Source organism: Polaribacter sp. 20A6 (assembly GCF_011378915.1).
GTDB lineage: Bacteria > Bacteroidota > Bacteroidia > Flavobacteriales > Flavobacteriaceae > Polaribacter > Polaribacter sejongensis.
Genome location: NZ_WTPZ01000009.1, coordinates 61098 through 81288, shown reverse-complemented (window position 1 = coordinate 81288; position 20191 = coordinate 61098). Strand labels below are relative to the sequence as shown.

The following is a 20191-nucleotide window of genomic DNA, read 5'->3' as shown; positions in this document are numbered from 1 at the left end:
TTTAAGCCTTAAAAAATTTTGTCTTCTTAATTAGCTATACAAGAAGACGAAATTAAATTACTCTATTACTACTTTCTTATTCATAATGCCTTTATTGGTATTCATTTTAACAATGTAAATTCCTGTGGGTATTTGTTTTTTTATATCTAATTGATATCTGTTTTTTTGTTCTTTAATATGCCATAGACTTACTTTTTTACCAAGAATATCATATAGCTCTACTTTATTAATTTCTATTTCATTGTTTTTAGAAATTATTATTTGCTTGTTTTTATTGTCAGCATAGATCTTAGTGTAAGCTGCTAAAATTTCATCTTCTAGATCTAAACTCGTGTTAGGAGTAAAGGCAAGAACAAAACGATTAGAATACTCTCCTTGTACTAAATTTAATGTAGCTTTTCCGTTAATAATGTCATGAGAATCTCCAGTAAGTTTATCTATAATGTAAACGTTTTCTGTTACGTTTTTCATTTCATCTACTTTTAAAGTTACCAAACCAGCATAACCCATTATAATATTTAAAGGAACTTCTAAGTCACTAGAAATAGCTTGTACACCGGTTATCACATATTTTTTATCATCCGAAGGAAATTTCCAATAGATGTCTGTGTTACCAACATCATACATTTCAGAGTCATATCCGTTATCATAATCAAACGAAGTGTATTGGCTAAAAGAAGCGGCAATTTGTCTGTGGTAGTCTTTACCATCTGTAGTGCTCTTAAAGTCCATACCTATTTTAATAATAGGAAGGTTTTTAATACTATTTGCATCAGATTTTGTTGCTTTTCCTTCAGATTTTATAAATATAGAGTGATCTCCTTCTTTTATATATTCTCTTTGACTGTTGCTAAACTTTATTGGTAAAGCACTTGCTGCGTTTTCATTTCCTTCTACAAAGAAACCTTGTCCAATAGCTATATATTCTTTAGGTTCTTTATAGTCGTACACAAAATTACTATCACCAATGTTAGGACCGCAAGTAATTTCTCCATCATCTTTTAGATGTAAGTAATCAATTTCTATTTCAGATGTGTCATCTAAAGATTCTAAGGTAATATTACTACGTGGCTCTACACATAGTTTTATTTCTCCATCAATAAATTCGCCAGAAGTAGAAAAGAAATCGTAATCATCTATTTTATTAGAGTTTACTTTAATTCTTAGCACTTTAGTTTTACTTGCTCTATAGTTTATTCTTAAAGTATCTACACCAGAAGTAATGTTAGTAAAGGTTAAAGATTGACCAATTCCGTTAAGTTTAACCACTGTTTTTGTAGCGTTATTATAATTTACAGTATATTGAATAGGAGGGTTACCTACAATAGTTGCATTTTCTGCTTCTAATTTTATGTCTACAAGTCCACCTCCACCAACGGCATTTTTAGCAGTAACTCCGGTTGTAATATTTCTGGTAGCATAACCTCCAATATAACCTCCATAATTATGTCCTTCACTATTGTTTGCATTACTAGATTTTTCACCAGCATGCTCCCAGAAGTATAAAGTACCTGTTGTAGATTTAGTGTTTTCTTCAAGAAATTCTTTTACACTTATTGCAGAAGGGTATGGGTTACCAATTAAATACGATTCTCCTTTTGCAAGTGTTACTGCGGCGTTAAAGTTACCATCGTTAGGTGTACCTGCAAAAGTATAATTTTGTACTTGTCCAGGTCCTTTAAAAATATAAGCATCACCACGTGTTGTTGTTCCGTTGCTATATTTATGTGCCCAGTTAGATCTTCCATTACTACCAGGTGTATAAGTGTATATCCAGTAATCTGCTAAAGAGATAGGAGCAGATACTTTACCATCATAACCACCTATAAAACTAATGTTTTTTGCAAAATCGATACCTGCTGTTTTTGTAAAATCGTTAGTAATTGGTGTTGAACCATCTTTAAGTACAGAAGCCAGACTGTAGGTGTCTAGATTTAAAGTAGTAACCGGAGAACTCATATAGTTGTAACGGTATTTACTTTCTACAGTAGAGTTTTGGTCTAATAAAATTTGACCAGTACCCGTAACTAAGCTTGCATTTTTATGAGTCTGAATAAATTGAGAATCATTAACTAAACGAATTTCTCCATTTAAAATAACATCATTTGTTACTACTAATAAATTACCTGTTACAGCAAGTTTTTGAGAAGCGTTAACTGTTAGTTTTCTAGCACTTAATCTACTTCCAATATGGCTATAATTTTCATCAACTACTACAAAACGAGATCTATCAGGAAAACCATTGTCCCAATTACCATCATCTGTAGTAGTAATATTAATTCTGTGTAAACCAAGCAATGTATTTGCATCTTGGTTAGCGTTTAATATTTCAGAAATTAATGGGTCATGAGGGTGTCTTTCTGGACCACCAGAACCTAATAATGCGTATGGATCTAAATAATCTACATCATCTATAATATCATTTACAAACACCACCCATTCCTCTTCGTTATAGTCTTTATTAGGCGTTAATCTTTCATCTATTCTAACAACAGAAGTTTTGTTAGCAATATTAGAAACAACATCGTATCTGTTTAGCCAAGAAGTAATACCTGTAGTAGATGAAAGTATAATTACATCATTTACAACATCGTCTAAGGCGGTTAAGCTTTCATTTACAATAATATTTGAAGTTCCAATGTTTTTAAGACTTGTTGTTCCGCTATTTTTAATTAACACAGATTCACCTGCTGCCAATGGCATGCCTATCTTTAATGACGGAATATTGATGTTAGGGATTGTAACTAGTTCCGTAATTGTTTTATTTTGAAACAATTGAACATTAATAGTATTTGCTGGAATTTCTGTAGTCCCAATATTCGTAATTTCTATCCATCTTTCATCACCAAACTGATATACTTGTGTAATCATAGCGTCTGCCGTAAGAATAACAGGAATAGAAGTTAAATAAAGCGTTGCTTTGTCGCAGGCATTTGGAGTTCCATTATCGCAAACTTCATATATTACAGGAACCGTTCCTGCAAAACCAGCTTCTGGTACAAAAGTATACGAACCATCTGTATTTATTGTTATTGTACCAATACCTGTAATTGGAGTTGATGTTCCTACAATAATGTTAGTTCCATTAATAGAAGCCAAAGTAACATTTTGTTTATCATCTTCTGGATCTGTATCATTTGTTAATACATTACCAATCATGGTGTCTCCTTGTGGAGCAGAATTGGTGTCGTCATTAGCAAAAGTTGTATTACCAAAATTAGGAATCACATCTATGCTAAGAACAGCTGTATCTGTACCACCTTTTCCATCAGAAATGGTGTAGGTAATGTCATTTACTGTACCTGAAAATCCATTTTCAGGCGTAAAAGTATAGGTTCCATCAGCAGCCATCATAATTTTTCCAGCAACATCAACAGGGTTTCCGTTAGCGTCTATTCCAGAAACTATTTGTCCGGTTCCGGTAATTGGGAAAGAAGTTATAGTAGTTGGAGTAGTAGTACCACCAGAATTAGTTGTTACATTGGTTGTAAAGCTAATTACAGTTAATGCATCTCCATCTGGATCACTATCATTAGATAGTATTTTACCATTGATAATAGGTGTATTTAACTCCGTAGTATTAGAGTCATTTTGCGCCGTTGGCGGATTATTACCTGGCAAAATATTCGGAATTACTTTAATTATTAATGTTGCGGTATCTGAAGCACCACCATTTCCTAATCCTGTATAGGTTATAGGGTTTGTTGTTCCTGTAAAGCCAGCAGCAGGAGTAAAGGTGTACGATCCATTACCATTAATGGTTAACATACCAGCATTTGCAACGTCATTTCCATTTTTATCCTTACCTGCAACTTGTTTAGGAGTGCCTAAAGTAAAATCTGCAGCAGTAACACTTGTTACACCTTGGTCGTTGGTTGTTAATTGTCCAGAAACAGCGATGTCTTGCGGAGTTTGATTGATGTCATCTTCGGCAATAACAGCACCCGGAATAGAGGTAAGGTATAAGGTAGCGGTATCACAAGCGCTAGGCGTTCCGTCATCACACTTCGTATAGGTTACAGGAACCGTTCCAACAAAATCTGGAAGTGGAATAAACGTATAGTTTCCATTCGCGTCTATTTTAATGTTTCCAACACCTGTAATATTAGTTGCTGTTCCTATTTTAATTGTAGTTCCATTTGCCGAAGCAGCCGTAACATTATGACCATCACCTTCTGGATCCGTATCATTTTCTAATATATTACCAGTTATGGTGTCTCCTATCGGAGCAGAATTGGCATCATCATTTGCAAAGGTGTTATTCTCAAAATTAGGAATTACAGCTATACTAAGTATCGCTGTATCGGTACCACCTTTTCCATCGCTAATAGTATACGTAATATCATTTACTGTACCTGTAAAACCTGCGGCAGGATTAAATGTATATGTTCCATCAGCAGTCATACTAATTGTTCCAGCTACATTTACAGGGTTTCCGTTTGTGTCTTTACCAGAAACTGTCTGTCCTGCGCCAGAAATAGGGAATGTCGTTATAGTAGTAGGCGTACTAGTACCTCCAGAATTCGTTGTTATATTTGTTGTAATGCTAATTACATTTAATGCATCTCCATCTAGATCACTATCATTAGATAGTATTTTTCCATTGGTAATTGGTGTATTAACTTCTGTAGTATTTACATCATTTTGCGCCGTTGGCGGATTGTTGCCTGGTTGAATATTTGGGATTACTATAATTGTTAATGTTGCAGTATCGGTAACATCTTCAATACCAAATCCTTTATAAGTGATAGGGTCTGTTTTACCTGTAAAATCTGTGGCAGGTACAAAGATATAAGTTCCGTTTCCATTAACAGTTAACATACCAGCATTTGCAACTTCATTTCCGTTACTATCAATACCAGAAACTTGTTTTGCAATTCCTAAATCAAAACGAGCAATTGTTACGTTTAATACACCTTCATCATTGGTGATTAATTGTCCTGAAACAGCCGTGTTTTGTGGTGTTTGATTGATATCATCTTTAGCGACAATAGTAATTGGCAGTGAAGTTAGGTATAAAGTAGCCGCATCACATGCTTTTGGAGAACCGTTATCACATTTAGTGTATGTTACCGGAACTGTACCAACATAACCAGAAATTGGAATAAAAGTATAGTCACCATTCGCATCTATTTTAATATTTCCAACACCTGGTATATCAATAGCTGTTCCTGGTGTAATATCTACTCCATTTGCTAAAGCAGCGGTAACAGTATGAGCATTACCTTCTGGGTCAAAATCATTATCTAAAATATTACCTGTCATATTCGTCCCTTGCGGAGCAGAATTGGCATCGTCATTAGCAAAAGTAGTGTTACCAAAATCTGGTTTTACATTTAGACTAAGAATAGCGGTGTCTTGTCCTCCTTTTCCATCACTAATGGTATAAGTAATATCATTTACTGTACCTGTAAAACCTGTTGCAGGCGTAAATGTGTAGATTCCGTTTTCATCAATAGTAATTGTTCCAGCTATATCTACAAGATTGCCATTTAAGTCTTTTCCAGAAAGGGGTTGTCCTGTTCCTGTAATAGGGAAGGTTGTAACCGTGGTTGAGGTATTATTAGCACCAGAATTAGTGGTTATATTCGTAGAAATACTGATTAATTTTAAAGTATCTCCATCAGAATCACTATCATTAGTCAGTATTTTTCCATTGGTTATTGGTGTGTTTAACTCTGTTGTATTTACATCGTTTTGCGCCGTTGGCGGATTATTACCTGGCAAAACGTTCGGAATTACTTCAATAGATAATATTGCTGTATCCGTTGCGTCTTCTGCACCAGATCCGGTATAGGTTATCGGGTTAATTGTACCTGTAAAACCTATAAAAGGAGTAAAGGTATATATACCATCAGATTTGATTAGTAAGGTACCAGCATTTGCAACCAGATTACCGTTTTCGTCAACGCCAGGAACATTTGCAACTTCTACACTTCCTGGGGTTCCACCTGTTTCAGCAGGTATCGTATGGTCAATACCATTTATCGTTACAATAGTTACGCTTGTTACATTTTCATCATTGGTTAACAATGCGCCATTAACAGGAGTATCTTTTGGTGTTTGGTTAATGTCGTTTTCTGCATTTACTGCAGTATTACATTCCGTACTCTGAATGTCTTTATTTGTTGATGTTCCAACTCCTTGTGCTGCGCTTCCTGGTTGTCCATTAGCATCTATGGCTGCTTTAAGTCTTTGGTTATCGTCTAAATGAGAATAATTGAATCCACCATCTCCTTCAATAGCATCCGGACAACCATCGTTGTCACTGTCTGTGTCTAAATAATCTGGAATGTTATCTCCATCTGTATCTTGATGTATAGAAGCGCTTAAATTACCAATTATTATATCTCCATTGTTTTGCGTGCCATCTGCAAAAGTGTAGGAAATATTCATTTTATCGATACCATTTATTTGGGTATGGATACTCATAACAACTCTAGCATCTGGTGGAGTTCCGTTACCATTGGCTTGGAAAATATTATTTCCTAAATAGGTATATCCTTCTGGAATCGTAAAATCTGAAGCTTTTAATATGTAAGTTGAACCATCAGATAATAGGATATCTATAGTAACCTGTTCACTTTTTCCAGAACCATTTGTACCTTCATCTAAGTCTCCAATTTGAAAAGCAAGATTATTTACATTTTCTGCAAAATCGATGGTTGCTATAACTGGAACACCAGCAGTTTGACCATCATGTCTTATGCGCCATCCAGAAAAATTAGGTTCAGTACCACTAGTTCCATTTGCAGTATGTGTATCATCTGCTAACGTAGCTGCAGATATTATAGATGCGGTAAAAGTAGTAGCACCAAAAGGATGTGGATTTGTTGTTGCAGAGGTTGTGGTTGGGGAAATAGTGCCTACTGGGGTTCTTGTCCAATCATTAGATAAACTTGTTTTGTTTAGCCCCTCTATAATATCTAAAATACCATCGTTATCGTCGTCATTATCACAAATATCATTTATACCATCGTTATCTGAATCTAATAAATTTGGGTTGGTACAATAATTCGCGATACCAAAATTGTTTTCACAATCGGCTACATCAGAGTCGTTAAAGATAGCATTTTTGTAGCTAGGTGTTGTAACTTTATAATCAGCTGGTAAGGTAGATTCATCAACTTTTACAAGATAATTTGTTGTTATTGGTAAACGGTAGTTTACTATAAGCTTTGGTGCTTTACCAGATCCCTCATCAAAAGATTTAGCTACTCTAGTACCGTCACCTACCACTAAAATTGCAATAGCATTGTTTTTATCCCAACCTGTTCTGTCTATAATTTCTTGAATAACTTTTCTAATATTAGGCGAGTTATAAGTTGCATTATCAGTCCAAGCTGGTACAGAAGTCCAAGGTACAGAAGTCGTCGTTTTTGTACGTGATGAAGTGTTGTTTGTTGCAGTAGTAAATGTAGGTGCATTATCTACAGCATCTGCAGAGAAAACAAGGTTTGTAGATCCGCTATTAGATGATTCTGCTGTAAATTGAACATACGCATTGGTTATAATTGCACCTTTAGGTATGTTCATGTTTTGAAATCTCATTCCTACAATTCGTGGAGTTCCACTAAAGGTCCCTAAATCTAGACTTTCGGTTGTAAGAAGTGGAGTTCCTCCAGCCGAATCTTCCTCAACATCGTCAGAACTATGAGACACTCTTTTAGAAATAGTAGTAACGTTACCTACTGGTACCGTAAATTCTACAGAATAGTTTCCATTACTATCTGTTACACTAGTTTCTTTAAGAGGTTCTCCAGTATCAACCATGCCATTTTTGTTGATGTCTTCATATAGGTTTATTTTTACACCATTTTTTCCAGCTTCACCAGTATCAAAATTAGCATTTAAGGAATCATCCATAAACACGGTACCACTTATTTTGTTATTTCCTGCACTTGCAATAGAACAACCTACTGGAACTCTAACTTTAGCGACATCGCAGATATTATTAAAATCGCTAGAACAAATTCTATACTCAAATTCATCTACACCAGAAAACCCAGGGTTTGGGGTGTAGGTTACTGTACCGTCTCCGTTTGTTACTACTTTTCCGTTAGCAGGTTGTAATAAACCTAATGTAGAAATTGAAGCAGGATCTATGGTACATAGAAAACCTACATCATTATTGTCTAGGTCTATGGTAACAGGTGTGTTTATTATAGTCCCTTTTAAATCGTCGTTTGCAAATACAATTTGTTGTAAACATCTTGGTTCCATTACATAGCCCACATCTTGCGAAGGAGAACCTGTTGGAGTAGTGTTGCCATTAGCTTTAGGGTCTTGACCCCAAACAGCAGCAAAAGGCACATCATTACAAGTATAAACAGCTACTCCGGTTTGGTCGTTACCTGGGGCATAAATTTGATAGGACTGGAGCGCGTTTAAAGGTACTGCCAAATCATAAGGTAAATTACAGCCATTTGTAAGTGTATTTGGAGATGAGGTTAAGTTTCCGTTGTATTTTATATAAACGGTAGTATTTGCAGTTGGGGTAATCCAAATAGGATTATAATTTCCTGATAAATTATTAGATCCAGGTGCCCAAGCAACACTTGCAAAAGTTGTTAAACGATTGGCAGCGATAAGGTTGTAAGACCAGTCGTAAGTTGATCCATTTGAATCTGCATCCGTAATTGAGATTGCTGTAAAGGCTTTACCATTATTACTTTTAAATTTATAGCCAGTTTCTTCATTAGGTAAAGCAAAATAACTAGAACCATGGGCCGGTAAAGCAATACTTCCAGATTTATTTGCTCCAGAAGTATAGTTTATGGTCATAGAAGTATCTAAAGTATTTGTAAAAAATACATGAACAGGGGCAGAGTCTAAAGTTGTATATACAGGAGTGTAATAGGTGTCACTATAATATTCACCCGGTAAAAGCGCTAGATTACGTGTTCCATAAAAATCAATCCCTCCAAACAGTAAATCAATTCCTACCGGATGCGTTGCTGTAATAATGGCACCAGATTTTATATCGTTGGCGTTATTAATGTCACTACTTTTCCCTGGGGTAGAAGCTGTTCCGTCATAAAACCAAACTTCTCCTTCATTTAGCGTATGCGTTAAATCAACAGTATTATCTCCATCGTAATCTAAACTAATCACGGTACCATCTGTTGCAGCTCTAATAAATAAGGCAGTGTATTTAAAAGCGGATGTGCCACCTAATGTTATGTTTTCTCCAAAAGGAATCACAAAAAGTTCTCCAAAACGACTAGTGTCGAATACGTTTGTTTTTATATTTTGAACATCAAACAATTGATTATTTGTTCCTTGCGGTGTCGTGTCTCCAGATACTTTCGAAATAGCTACATCAGACGAAGTTAAAAGTTTGTCTTTCCCATCGTATTTAATTTCTGCAGGGTTTCTTGGGTTATAGGCAAACTCTTCATCAATATTGATGTATCCACCTGCTGGAATTATATCTGTTGGATAACCAGGAGCTACACCGTTACTGAGGTCTCCGTCTCCCCAAATTATTGTGCTAGACTGAGTAGGAATATTAAGGTCTGTTTCATATCCATCTTCCCAGTGATCGTAGGTTAAGGTAGTATTTGGGTAAGGGAATTTAATACTAAGTATTGTTCTTACCTTACTAGAGGTGTTCATTGCATTCGTGTTGGCAGCACTTAGCAGTGATTCTCGTAACATATTTGTGTCTTCCGGAAACGGTAAATAAAATGTTTTATTATTGGTAGCCTCCAAACACGGGTCACCGTTTACTGCTTCTATAGTAACTGTTACCTCGGCTGTATCGCAGTCTACAATTGGTCCGTTGCTACAAACTTGGTATGTAAATGTTTCTGTACCAGAAAAGTTACCGTTAGGTAGATACAGAACGTTACCATTATCATCTATTTGTATGTTACCATTGGCAGGTTTAACCGTTATAGATACAGTGGTTATATCTATATCACATTCATCATTAGATAATACATTAATCGGTATTGGTCTTCCTTGAAGCCCTGTAACAGCATCTGCATTTGCAATAACTGCAGTAGTAGAAATTATTAAGTTTATCGTTTCAGGACCATTACAGCCTGCTGCAGATGCAGTAATTGTAGCGTTTCCACTCCAGCTAGATGCCCAAGTAACGGCTCCTGATGTTGTGTTAATAGTACCTGCTTTATTTGGACTTATAGTATAGGTAATACCTGTTGTATTCTTTGCTGTAGCTGTATAGGTTTCGGTTGTTGTTCCTTTACATCTTTCTAAAGAAATACCAGTAGTAAATATAGGCGTTTCTACAGATGGGTTTGTTGTAACTGTATATGTAGAACTTGTTGGTCCTCCACAACCTGTTGCATTAGCGGTTATAGTAGAGGTACCTACCCATCCTGCAACATAAGTAACTTCACCACTTGTGGCGTTTATAGAATTTCCAGCCGTTGTACTTGCTGTATCTAAACTATAAGCAATGTCTGTAGCGCCTGTAGCGGTAGCAGTAATCGTTGAAGTTCCTGCACCTTGACAACGATCAAAAGTTGTGCCTAGCGCAAATACTGGAGCTGCTATTAGAGGAGAGCAGATATCAAAACTAAGTGCTTTTGTAGTTGTTCCCGTACCTTCAAACCCTTCTTCTGCGGTTGCGGGAATGTTGTATGTACCTTCTAGTCCTGTGGTGTTCCATGCATATTCGTAAGTACGCGTACAACCTGAGGTTGCTACAGAAGTTGCTGTTACAGGAGCGCCTAAAATATTAATTTTTAAACCCGTAATGTCATCATTACCAAACGGACTTGTTGCCACAGCTCTTAAATAGGTTTTGGTACCTGCTGTAGCTCCAGTAATGATGTTACCAGCTGGATAAGGTGCATCATAAACGGCATAAGATATAATGTCTATGTAAGTAGAAAGTGGTAAGTTAATTTTGGAAGGTTTTGTCTTGCTATCGTAATGAATGCTAAAAATAACTCCAGCTTGTTCTGTTGTTACTTCTAAAGTTATTGCTTGTCCTGCAGGTATGTTAGCTTTAGTGGTTAAAGCGCTACTCCAAGTTAAAATGCCACGATTATAACTAGGGTTTGTTAATGTTGCTATTTGGGTTGTACCATATTTTAAAACCGCTGTTATATTTGGATTAGCTGGCATTGAACCGCTATCTATATTTATATAAGTGGACACTCCAATAGGTGTACCCGTTTCTATTACCAAAGGGCTGCAGAGTGCTGAAGTTTGTGTAAAAGACACAGATGTTGATGTTAAGGTTGATGTTGGGTTTAATACAAAAGCAAGATGAGCATATTTTTTCTCTCCACCAGACCAAGACATAGATCCATTAGCAGGTGCTGTTGCTGTACTTGCTGCACCAATTAGTTTGTCATTGTCAGGGCCTAAATTCCATTGTGTTGTTTGACCGCTCCCTGCAGAATGTTTATGATCTTTATACTTTTCTTCCCAAACAATAGCATCTATCACTATTCCGTTTGTTGGTACGGAAACTCCTAGAGAAAAAGAAGAAGACTCTCCATAGCTTCTATAAAATTCTCTTGTAGGATTACTTAAGTTTACATTATTAAAACTAATTGCTCCTGCAGCTAATTTTTTACTACCATCCTCTTGAATATAAAAAGATACGGTATGGTTTCCTGTTGTAGGATTTGATATTCCCCACATTTCAACTTTATACTTTTCATTTTCACTGTATTCCCAATCTAAAAAGTTCATCTGATTGCCGTTGTAGCTCATTGATGTGATATGGTCTTCAAAATCATCACTTTCATATGATACTGCAACAATTAAATATTGATTGGCAGCTGTTATTTTATGAGTAAATGAATGGTTGTTTTTTTTATCAGTTGTATTAGTATACGTTGTTTTATTAGCAACAGAAACAGGAGGCGTTGATTTAGAGATACTAGCAGAGTTAGCTGTAGTTGCATCATTAGTAGCTACAGGATCTATTCTGTCTAAAGCGTTTTTATCTGTAAGATAAAGCTGTTTTAGAGTTGTAGTTTGGACGGTAGTAGATGCTGCAGCATAGGCAGAGCTATTACTTAAAAAGTTAACAGAAGAATTAAAGTTGAATGTTTCTTTAGTAGGTTCATCTCTGTATATAAGAGGAGTTGTTGCTGTTTTTGAGGTAGTACTTACGGTACTTATGTTATTGTCTGTTGTGGTTATTTCTGTTCTCTTCTTTAATGCATGAGAATGTTTAGATTTTACACCGTTTAATGAGCTAGTTGTTTGCGAAGCTATATTTTGAAAAGCAAATAAAGCAAAAATCAAAAAGGTATTACGGGTTAAATTTAGTAAGCTAAACTTAGGAGTAATTTTAAAAGAAATACTAACTCTGTTAAAATAAAATTGTTTCATAATTTTTTAATTCTTTTTTTCTTGATCAATTCTGTAATATTCATGTTTCATAAACGATGAACAAAAAAATATTTTAGCACGTTTAATTATAACCAAATTCAGGAAGAATATGGAGACGTTTCACATAGCTATTTTTATACCTTTTTTTAAAGGTGTGTTTTTTGTGGGGGAAATAATGTGGGGGTTTTTCTATCTAATAAATAGAAGCGCGAAATTATATATAGTAATTTTAATAGAAATTAATTTTAAAAAGTATTTTATTCAAACCTCTTCAATATCACTACGCACTTACTACTCACTCCATGTTTTCTTATTGATATTGGCAATTTTATTGTGTTTATTTGTGAAGTGTAGTACTCAATTTATTTAAAAATTAATTATTAAAAGTGTTCTTTTAGAATGTTTAAAAAGTAAAATTTCGCCTTTTTTTTAGTTGAATTTCATTAAATAGGCACAGTCTTTTTTTAGCTTTTGGTTTGTTTTTTCTGTGCCATGTGAAATTGTGTTTATTGCAATTGTTTTGGCTTTGATTGAAGGACCATATTTTGAGAAATAAAAAATAAAATAGATGCAAAATAAATTTATGAGTGACATTTCAGGTTTCATAATTTTAGTATAATAATTATGCTTTACAGCACAGTTATTAGGTTCTATTTTGTATTGATTCTTTTTTATAGTTTAAATGAGGTAATTGCGATTTCTGTTATTTAAAATAGAACTTATAAAAATATCAGGAAATAAAAAACCCGTAAATGTTTTATTGATTTAGATTCAAGAATTGTTCTTTTAGCCTTATTTTTTAGCTATTGGCGAACTTGAAAAAAGGTTGGTAAAACTATTTTGAATAATTGTTTGTTTATTTAATGTATCGCTAAGGTTATGTTTGTTTTTTTTGATAAAATATTAGATATTTAATAGGTAAAAGTTTGTTTTTGTAAATAAAAAATTATATTATTGGTATGTCTAATGAAATTTACTGAATTAGTTTTTAGAGTTTTAGATAAATTACTTGTTAAGATAATTGCTATGTTATTTTACTAAAATAGGAACAAACATCATTGTGTATTTATTTTAGGTGAGAATTATATTTTTTGCCCCTAAATAATAGTATAAATAAGTTTATGAATTTTTTAATCCCCCGTAAAAATGAAAAGAAAAACAACTCAAAAAAAGTTCACCCTTTTATTCGTTTCTAGTATTTTAAATACTTCTGCAGAAAATAATAATAATAAGGTGAAAAGACTTACTTACAAGTCTAAAACTACTAAAACAATACTTGCTGTTGATATTCTTGGTAAACCTCCGGAGAACCAAGTAGTGTCTTTAATTAATAATCATGCTTTTTTTAATATGGTTATGAAGGTGAATAGTAAATACCGTCTATTGCAGGTTGATAAGACAAAGCGTAGAAATCTAAAGGTAGCCTAATAGGTAATTGAGTAGGCATAGTCCTATAAAAAAAACATATTATTTTTTTAAAATTCAAAACAAACACAATAGTTAGAATAACTATTCTGAGGATAAAATTATATGTATATAGTTTTAATCTAGAAGAATAGCTTACAGAAAGTTTATAATTTTTTTAATTCCCCGAAAAATGAAAACAAAAACAACTCAAAAATGGTTCACCCTTTTATTCGTTTTAAGCATCATAAATATTTATGCTACGAATGATAAGGCAAATGGTATTGAAGGTCCACCTAAGACAAAAACAACAAAAAAATCACTTGTAGTCAATACTATTGCAGGTTTACCTAAAAATGTAATTGTACCGTTGGTAAATGATCTTACTTATTTTGATGGGGTTGCAGTAGATGGAACTGAAACTTGTACTGGAGTAGGGGTATCTGAAGTATGTACCCCTGAATGGAGTACACCTCCTGGAGTTGATACTTCAGGAAATGCTGTAGACTCAGATTTAACTAATTCGACATCTACAATAGCTACTGTTGCAGGAACTAATACATTAACAATTACAGCTCCTAGTGCATTAGGAGATTTTCCTGCAGGAACTTATGCCGGTTTTAATATTGGTACGGGAGTAGGTTTGCTTAGTACAATAACTATTAATTTATATAAAGACGGTAATCCAACTTCAGTAGCTTCTTATATTCCTTCGAGTGATGTATTGTCGCTTAATTTAGGTTTTGGTTCAAGTGCAAGTATTGGTTTTGTATCACCAGTTGCATTTGATGAGATGAGAATTTCTGTAGGTGGTTTGGTTACCACCTTAGAAGTTAACTATCCGTTTGTGAAAATTTATGAAGATACAAGTAGTGCTTTAGCTTGTAATACAATGTCGGAAATTTCTTTGGGTACAGGCTACGCAATGGAAGTAGATGATGTTGGTCAGGTTGGTGTTAGTTTAAATCTTTTAGGAACAACAGGTATTAACCCAGAAAATGTATTAGATGGTAACGCTAGCACTCATGCTAATTTAACAGGAGGTGTCCTTTCAGTAGGAGCGTTACGAACTGTTTATTTATCAGTAAAAAAACAAAGAGATTTTGAAGCTAGTGCATTAGTCCCTTTTGCAGGAGGTACTTATGCTGGTTTTAATATAACTACAAATGCTGCTGTGGATTTAAGTGTGTTAAGTACATTAAAAATTACCACTTATTTAGGTAATGTAGAACAACAGTCTATAAATGTTACTGATGCTCTTGTGGGGCTTCCTCTTTTAACAAGTGCTACAAGAAATGTAGGTTTTGTAACAGCTGCAAGTAAACCTTATGATGAAATTAAAATAGAGCTTTCAGATACTCTTGGTGTTAGTTTAGGTGATTTTAATGTAAATTATCCTGTTATAAAAGAATATTGTAGTAATACAGATACTTTAGATTGTAATACTCAAGTAGCTTGGACAAATACAGATTATCCAGTAGAGATTAAGACATCAGGTACTGGTTTAGTAAGTGCAGGTGTTAATATAAATGGATTAGAGAATATTATAAATTCAGATACAGATGATTATGCAGAATTAGGTTTAGATATAGATGCTTTAGGTTCGTTAGAAATTGGTGTTTATGATGTTTTGGACAATTACGTAGCTACAACAACGAATCCTTATTATGTGGGTTTTGTAGTAGAATCAGAATCTCTTGTAGCAATAGATTTATTAAGTAATACCACTATTTCTACTTATTTAAACGGAACTTTGGTACAGTCTAAGTCTGGAGGTCCTCTTTTAGTAGGTGCTCCTTTGTTAGCTTCAGAAAACAAACAAACTATTGGTTTTTCTGCTACACAAACTTTTGATGAAGTTCGTATTAAATTTGCAGCGCCATTAGCAGCAGTTAATTTAGGTACCATTAAAATTTACAATAGCTTTATTCAAAAAATGTGTTCAACAACTTTAGAGTGTAATACTTCTTACGCTTTAAACGCACCAACTTTTTCTACCTATATAGATTTTAAACAAACAGGTGTTTCGGGATTAGCGTGTGTAGGTTGTAGTGTTGCTAATGCAGATAATGTAATAACAAGTGACGATACAGATTATGCAACAATTAATATTTTAGCAAGTGTTGGTGGGTCAGCTAGTTTAGCCGTAAGAGATGCAACGAATAGTTTTCCTGCAGGATCATATGCTGGTTTCTCCCTAAATTTTAATGATGCTTTAGTAAGCCTAAGTATTTTACAAAATAGTTTAACGATTACTACTTTAAGTGCTACTGGAGTAGAGTTAGAGTCTAGTACCGCAGGTAACTTAATCGGGTTAGAGTTGTTAACAAATATTATTGGAGTATCTGGTTCTGGAGATCTTAATCTTGGCTTTAAAACGACGCAGGCATATTCAGGAATAAAAATTTCTGCTTCAGCATTGGTAGGTGTTTCTTTAGATAATGAAATTAAAGTTTTTGGAGCTTTCGTAGATACAAGAGGGGCTACAGAAGGAAGTTTTGCTACTTGTTTAGTCGATACAGATAATGATGGAATTGATGATAGTTTAGATATTGATGATGATAATGATGGTATTATTGACATTATAGAGAATGGTAATTGTCCGATTGAAGATAAAGTAGAAATTGTAGAACTGTATAGTGAAGATTTTGGTACGGGTACCGGAAGATCAGATAATCCTTATATTTTAAATCATTCGTATGACACTGGGGGAGCTATTCCAGATGGTTCTTATGCTGTTGTGTCTTCGTTAACTCCAGGCTTAGGGCATTACAACCGTACAGATCAAAATGGAGATTTAGATGCAAATATAGATGAGTTTAGTGGCCCTATAGGAGGTTCATCAAACGGTAGGTATTTGTCTATTAACATGATTAATGAAGGAAATAAGGAGTTTTATCGTCATACTCTTAATAATTTAGTTATTGGTGCAGATTATAGATTTCGTTTAGATATGTCTGGATTATGCAATGGATGTGCTGATGCACCTATTTTTAGATTAGAAGTACAAGATAGTAATGGATTAACTTTAAAAACAGCTTCTTCGGTAGGAGTAACTAATAATGATGAGTGGGAAAGGGTTGTCTTAGATTTTACAGGTAGTACTGATGAAGTAGATATTGTAATTTATAACGACCAACCCAACGGTGGTGCAGGTAATGATGTTGGGGTAGACAATATTGTTTTTAGTGTTTTACAATGTCCATCAGAATTTAATGATGAAGATAATGATGGTATTATTAATAGTTTAGATTTAGATTCTGACGGAGATAGTTGTCCAGATGTTATGGAGGCAGGGGTGCCTGGTATTTTAAAAACAACAAATGTAACTAATGGAAATGGAACCGATGCTTCAGGAAATATTAGCGAAGCTACAGATAATGCTATTTTAGATATTGCAGCTTCTGGTCAATCTGTAGGTAGTAATGGTTTAGTAGCAAGTATAGAAACAGATGATACTGCAAGGGCTATTACAACTTATCCTTCCAGTTATTTAGCCTATGCATTAAATAACAGTATTAATGGCTGTGGTACAGCAATGATTACGCAAGTATTTCAGTCTGATGGAGAGCGTTGGATTGAGGTAACTAACATAGATCCTAATAATATTGTTGCTCCAAATACAGCTAATGTTGCTTTCTATAAAGATAGAATATTAGATCCATCAGGTTTATTGTCTCCTACAGCTGTATTTGCTAATACAAGTAGCATTGATGGAGGAAAGTCTATATTAATATCTATGGGGGCTGTTACAAATAAATTATCTACTGCAACAGAGCATGTAAATACAGGAGTTACAGATTTTAGTGATGAAAATGATATTATTGTATTAACAAAAGACATTGATTATAAAGCTTGGGTTAATAGAACAGATGTAATAAGAAATATTGCAGATAGCACAAGTTATGTGCGTATTGATAGCATTTCATTACCAAACACAACTTTTGAGCCTGTAGAATGGATTGCTTTTATAGATGATGAGATTACTACTTATACAGATTTATTAACGGATGCTACTATAGAACGTCATGCTCATGATCCGTTGTTATCTGAGATTGCTTCAGCCAAAGTAAATGCAAACACAAGACCCGGATTTCATAGATTTGGGTTAACAGATAGAATAAGTGGAGATTGGTCTAACGGTTATCCAGATAGATCTAGAGAAGTTGTAATTTCTGAAAGCTATGAACATATAGAAAAATTAAGTGCCCGTAAATTAGAAGTTAAAAGTAATACAGTGTTTAGTGTTACAGATCATTTATTAGTAGTGACCAATAACATCGTTTTAGACGGTGAAATTAGATTGGTGAGTTCAGATGATACAAACAAAGCGCAGTTAGTGCAAACACATGACGGAGTAAAGCGAATTACAGGTTCTGGGAAGTTATTGGTAGATCAAAAATCTATGGTGCCTAGTATGTATAGATATAATTACATGAGTTCTCCTGTAAATACTATAGATGAAAGTACTTATACCATAGAAAGTGTTCTAAAAGACGGTACAAATCCTTTAAGTCATAGTGGTACAATTGGTCAAGGAACTACTGATATTGCAAAAAATATAACTTTTATTGGTGGTTATAACGGAACATGGAGTACAGACCCGATATCCATAGCAGATTACTGGGTGTATACCTATGCTAATGGTGCTGGATCTAGATCTAATTGGGAGCATAAATACAAAGACCAAACAATTTCTGAGACGGATGGTTTTATTTTTAAAGGTCCCGGAAGTCTAAATCAAAATACGAATGGGCAAAATTATACTTATGTGGGAACACCAAAAGATGGAGATATTAGTACAACAGTTGGTGCAGATGAATCTTATTTAGTAGGAAACCCTTTTGCAGGAGCTATAAGTGCAAAGAAATTTATACAAGATAATACGAGTTCTATAACAGGTGCTTTATATTTCTGGGAACATGCCGGTGAAGAAAGTGGTTGGGGAACCGCAGGGCATAATTTTGGTGGCTACATAGGAGGTTATGCTATTAGAAATATTTCTATGGGGTTGTCTGCGAACCAAGTAGAGGCTAATAATGGAGCTGATACTACAGTAAGTTTAATCGAAGCTGAATCTTGTGACAAAGTAAATGGAGCAATTGAATATACAGAGGTAGTGTCAGGTAACTCTATTACGGGTGTTTTAATAAATAATTATAATGAAGGGCTTTCTTTTACAAGTAATACCGATGCAGATAAATTGTTTGTTTCTTACAGAAGTGTTAATGATATACCTCTAGGAATTAGGGTAAATGGCGGTAACCTACAAATACTTCAGTTGGCAGATTCAAATGTTAAGTATGAACAAGGGAGTCTTCAATTGGATATTAAAGTTGGTGACCTTATAGAGTTTTCATATACAGATAATTCAGGGAATTCTGGCCTGTATATAGATTCATTTACTCTAAAAGGGCGTGTTGCACAAGCAGGTGTTCCATCTGTAGGTAGTGGAGATTATAAAGTGCCAGCTGCATATATTGCTATGGGACAAGGTTTTTTTATAGAAGGAGATAACAATGGTGGTCCAATCGAATTTAATAACAGTCAAAGAGAATACATTCAAGAGGGAGAGGAGTCTATTTTCTTTAAAACTGATGGTCATTCTAAAAAAGAAAGTGAAGCTCTAGTAAGTAAGCTTCCTATAATTAAATTAGGTATGGATTATGTAAATGAAGAAGGTTTAGGTCTACATAGACAAATAGGTATTTCTTTTAAAAGCGACAATTCTTTTGGATTTGAAAAAGGGTATGATGCTGCAATGTTAGATGTTGGTGAAACTGATTTTTATTGGAAGTTTCCAGAAAATGATGGTAAATACGCTATTACTGGAGTACAAGAAATAACTGACGATTTAGAAGTTCCTTTATTTATTTCTTTGTTAGAAAATGGTACTGTAAGTATTGGTGTTGATGAATGGGAGGCTATTGATAGAGATGTATTTATAAAAGATAAATTAACTGGTAAAGCTTATTTAATTAATAGCGGAAAATTCTCGTTAACATTATCGGCCGGAAGTTATACAGATCGTTTTTTCTTAGCGTTTAAAGAAGTAACAAATACAACTTTAGATGTTGCAGATGAAGCTGTTATTTTAGATAAAAATATAACGATCTTCATAGATAAAACTACTAAAGAAATAGTAATTAATAACAACGATAATTTGCAACTTAGAACGGTTAAGTTATTTAATCTTTTAGGGCAAACAGTTGATCAGTGGAGTAACCTAGATCAAGAAGTAGCGCAACAAAGATTAAAAACAAAGAAATTATCTAAAGCTATTTATATTGTTAATATAGAAACAGAGAAAGGAAAAATTTCAAAGAAAATAATATTAGAGTAGCGTGGGGAAAAATGACGTTTGTAATTTATAAACGTCGAGGTTAATTATTTTTGAGAATAGTTCTATTGATTTTTATTAAAAAAAAATCATTAGAGCTATTCTTTTTTCTTTTATTTATAG

Annotated in this window: 3 protein-coding genes; 2 read left to right on the top strand and 1 reads right to left on the bottom strand. The window is 34.1% G+C overall.

Going from position 1 to position 20191, the window contains the following annotated elements; translation table 11 throughout:
• Positions 1-57: 57 nt before the first annotated feature.
• Positions 58-12324, bottom strand: coding sequence for a tandem-95 repeat protein (locus tag GQS57_RS16655; RefSeq protein WP_165733994.1), 12267 nt, complete (start codon positions 12322-12324; stop codon positions 58-60).
• A 1146-nt stretch (positions 12325-13470) separates the two neighbouring features.
• Between GQS57_RS16655 and GQS57_RS16650 the strand changes: the two genes are divergently transcribed.
• Positions 13471-13752 carry a hypothetical protein gene (locus GQS57_RS16650; RefSeq protein ID WP_165733993.1) on the top strand — a complete coding sequence of 94 codons (282 nt, stop codon included), beginning with the start codon at positions 13471-13473 and terminating at the stop codon, positions 13750-13752.
• A 169-nt stretch (positions 13753-13921) separates the two neighbouring features.
• Complete coding sequence (locus GQS57_RS16645; protein WP_165733992.1) at positions 13922-20071, top strand: T9SS type A sorting domain-containing protein; 6150 nt, start codon at positions 13922-13924, stop codon at positions 20069-20071.
• Positions 20072-20191 lie beyond the last annotated feature (120 nt).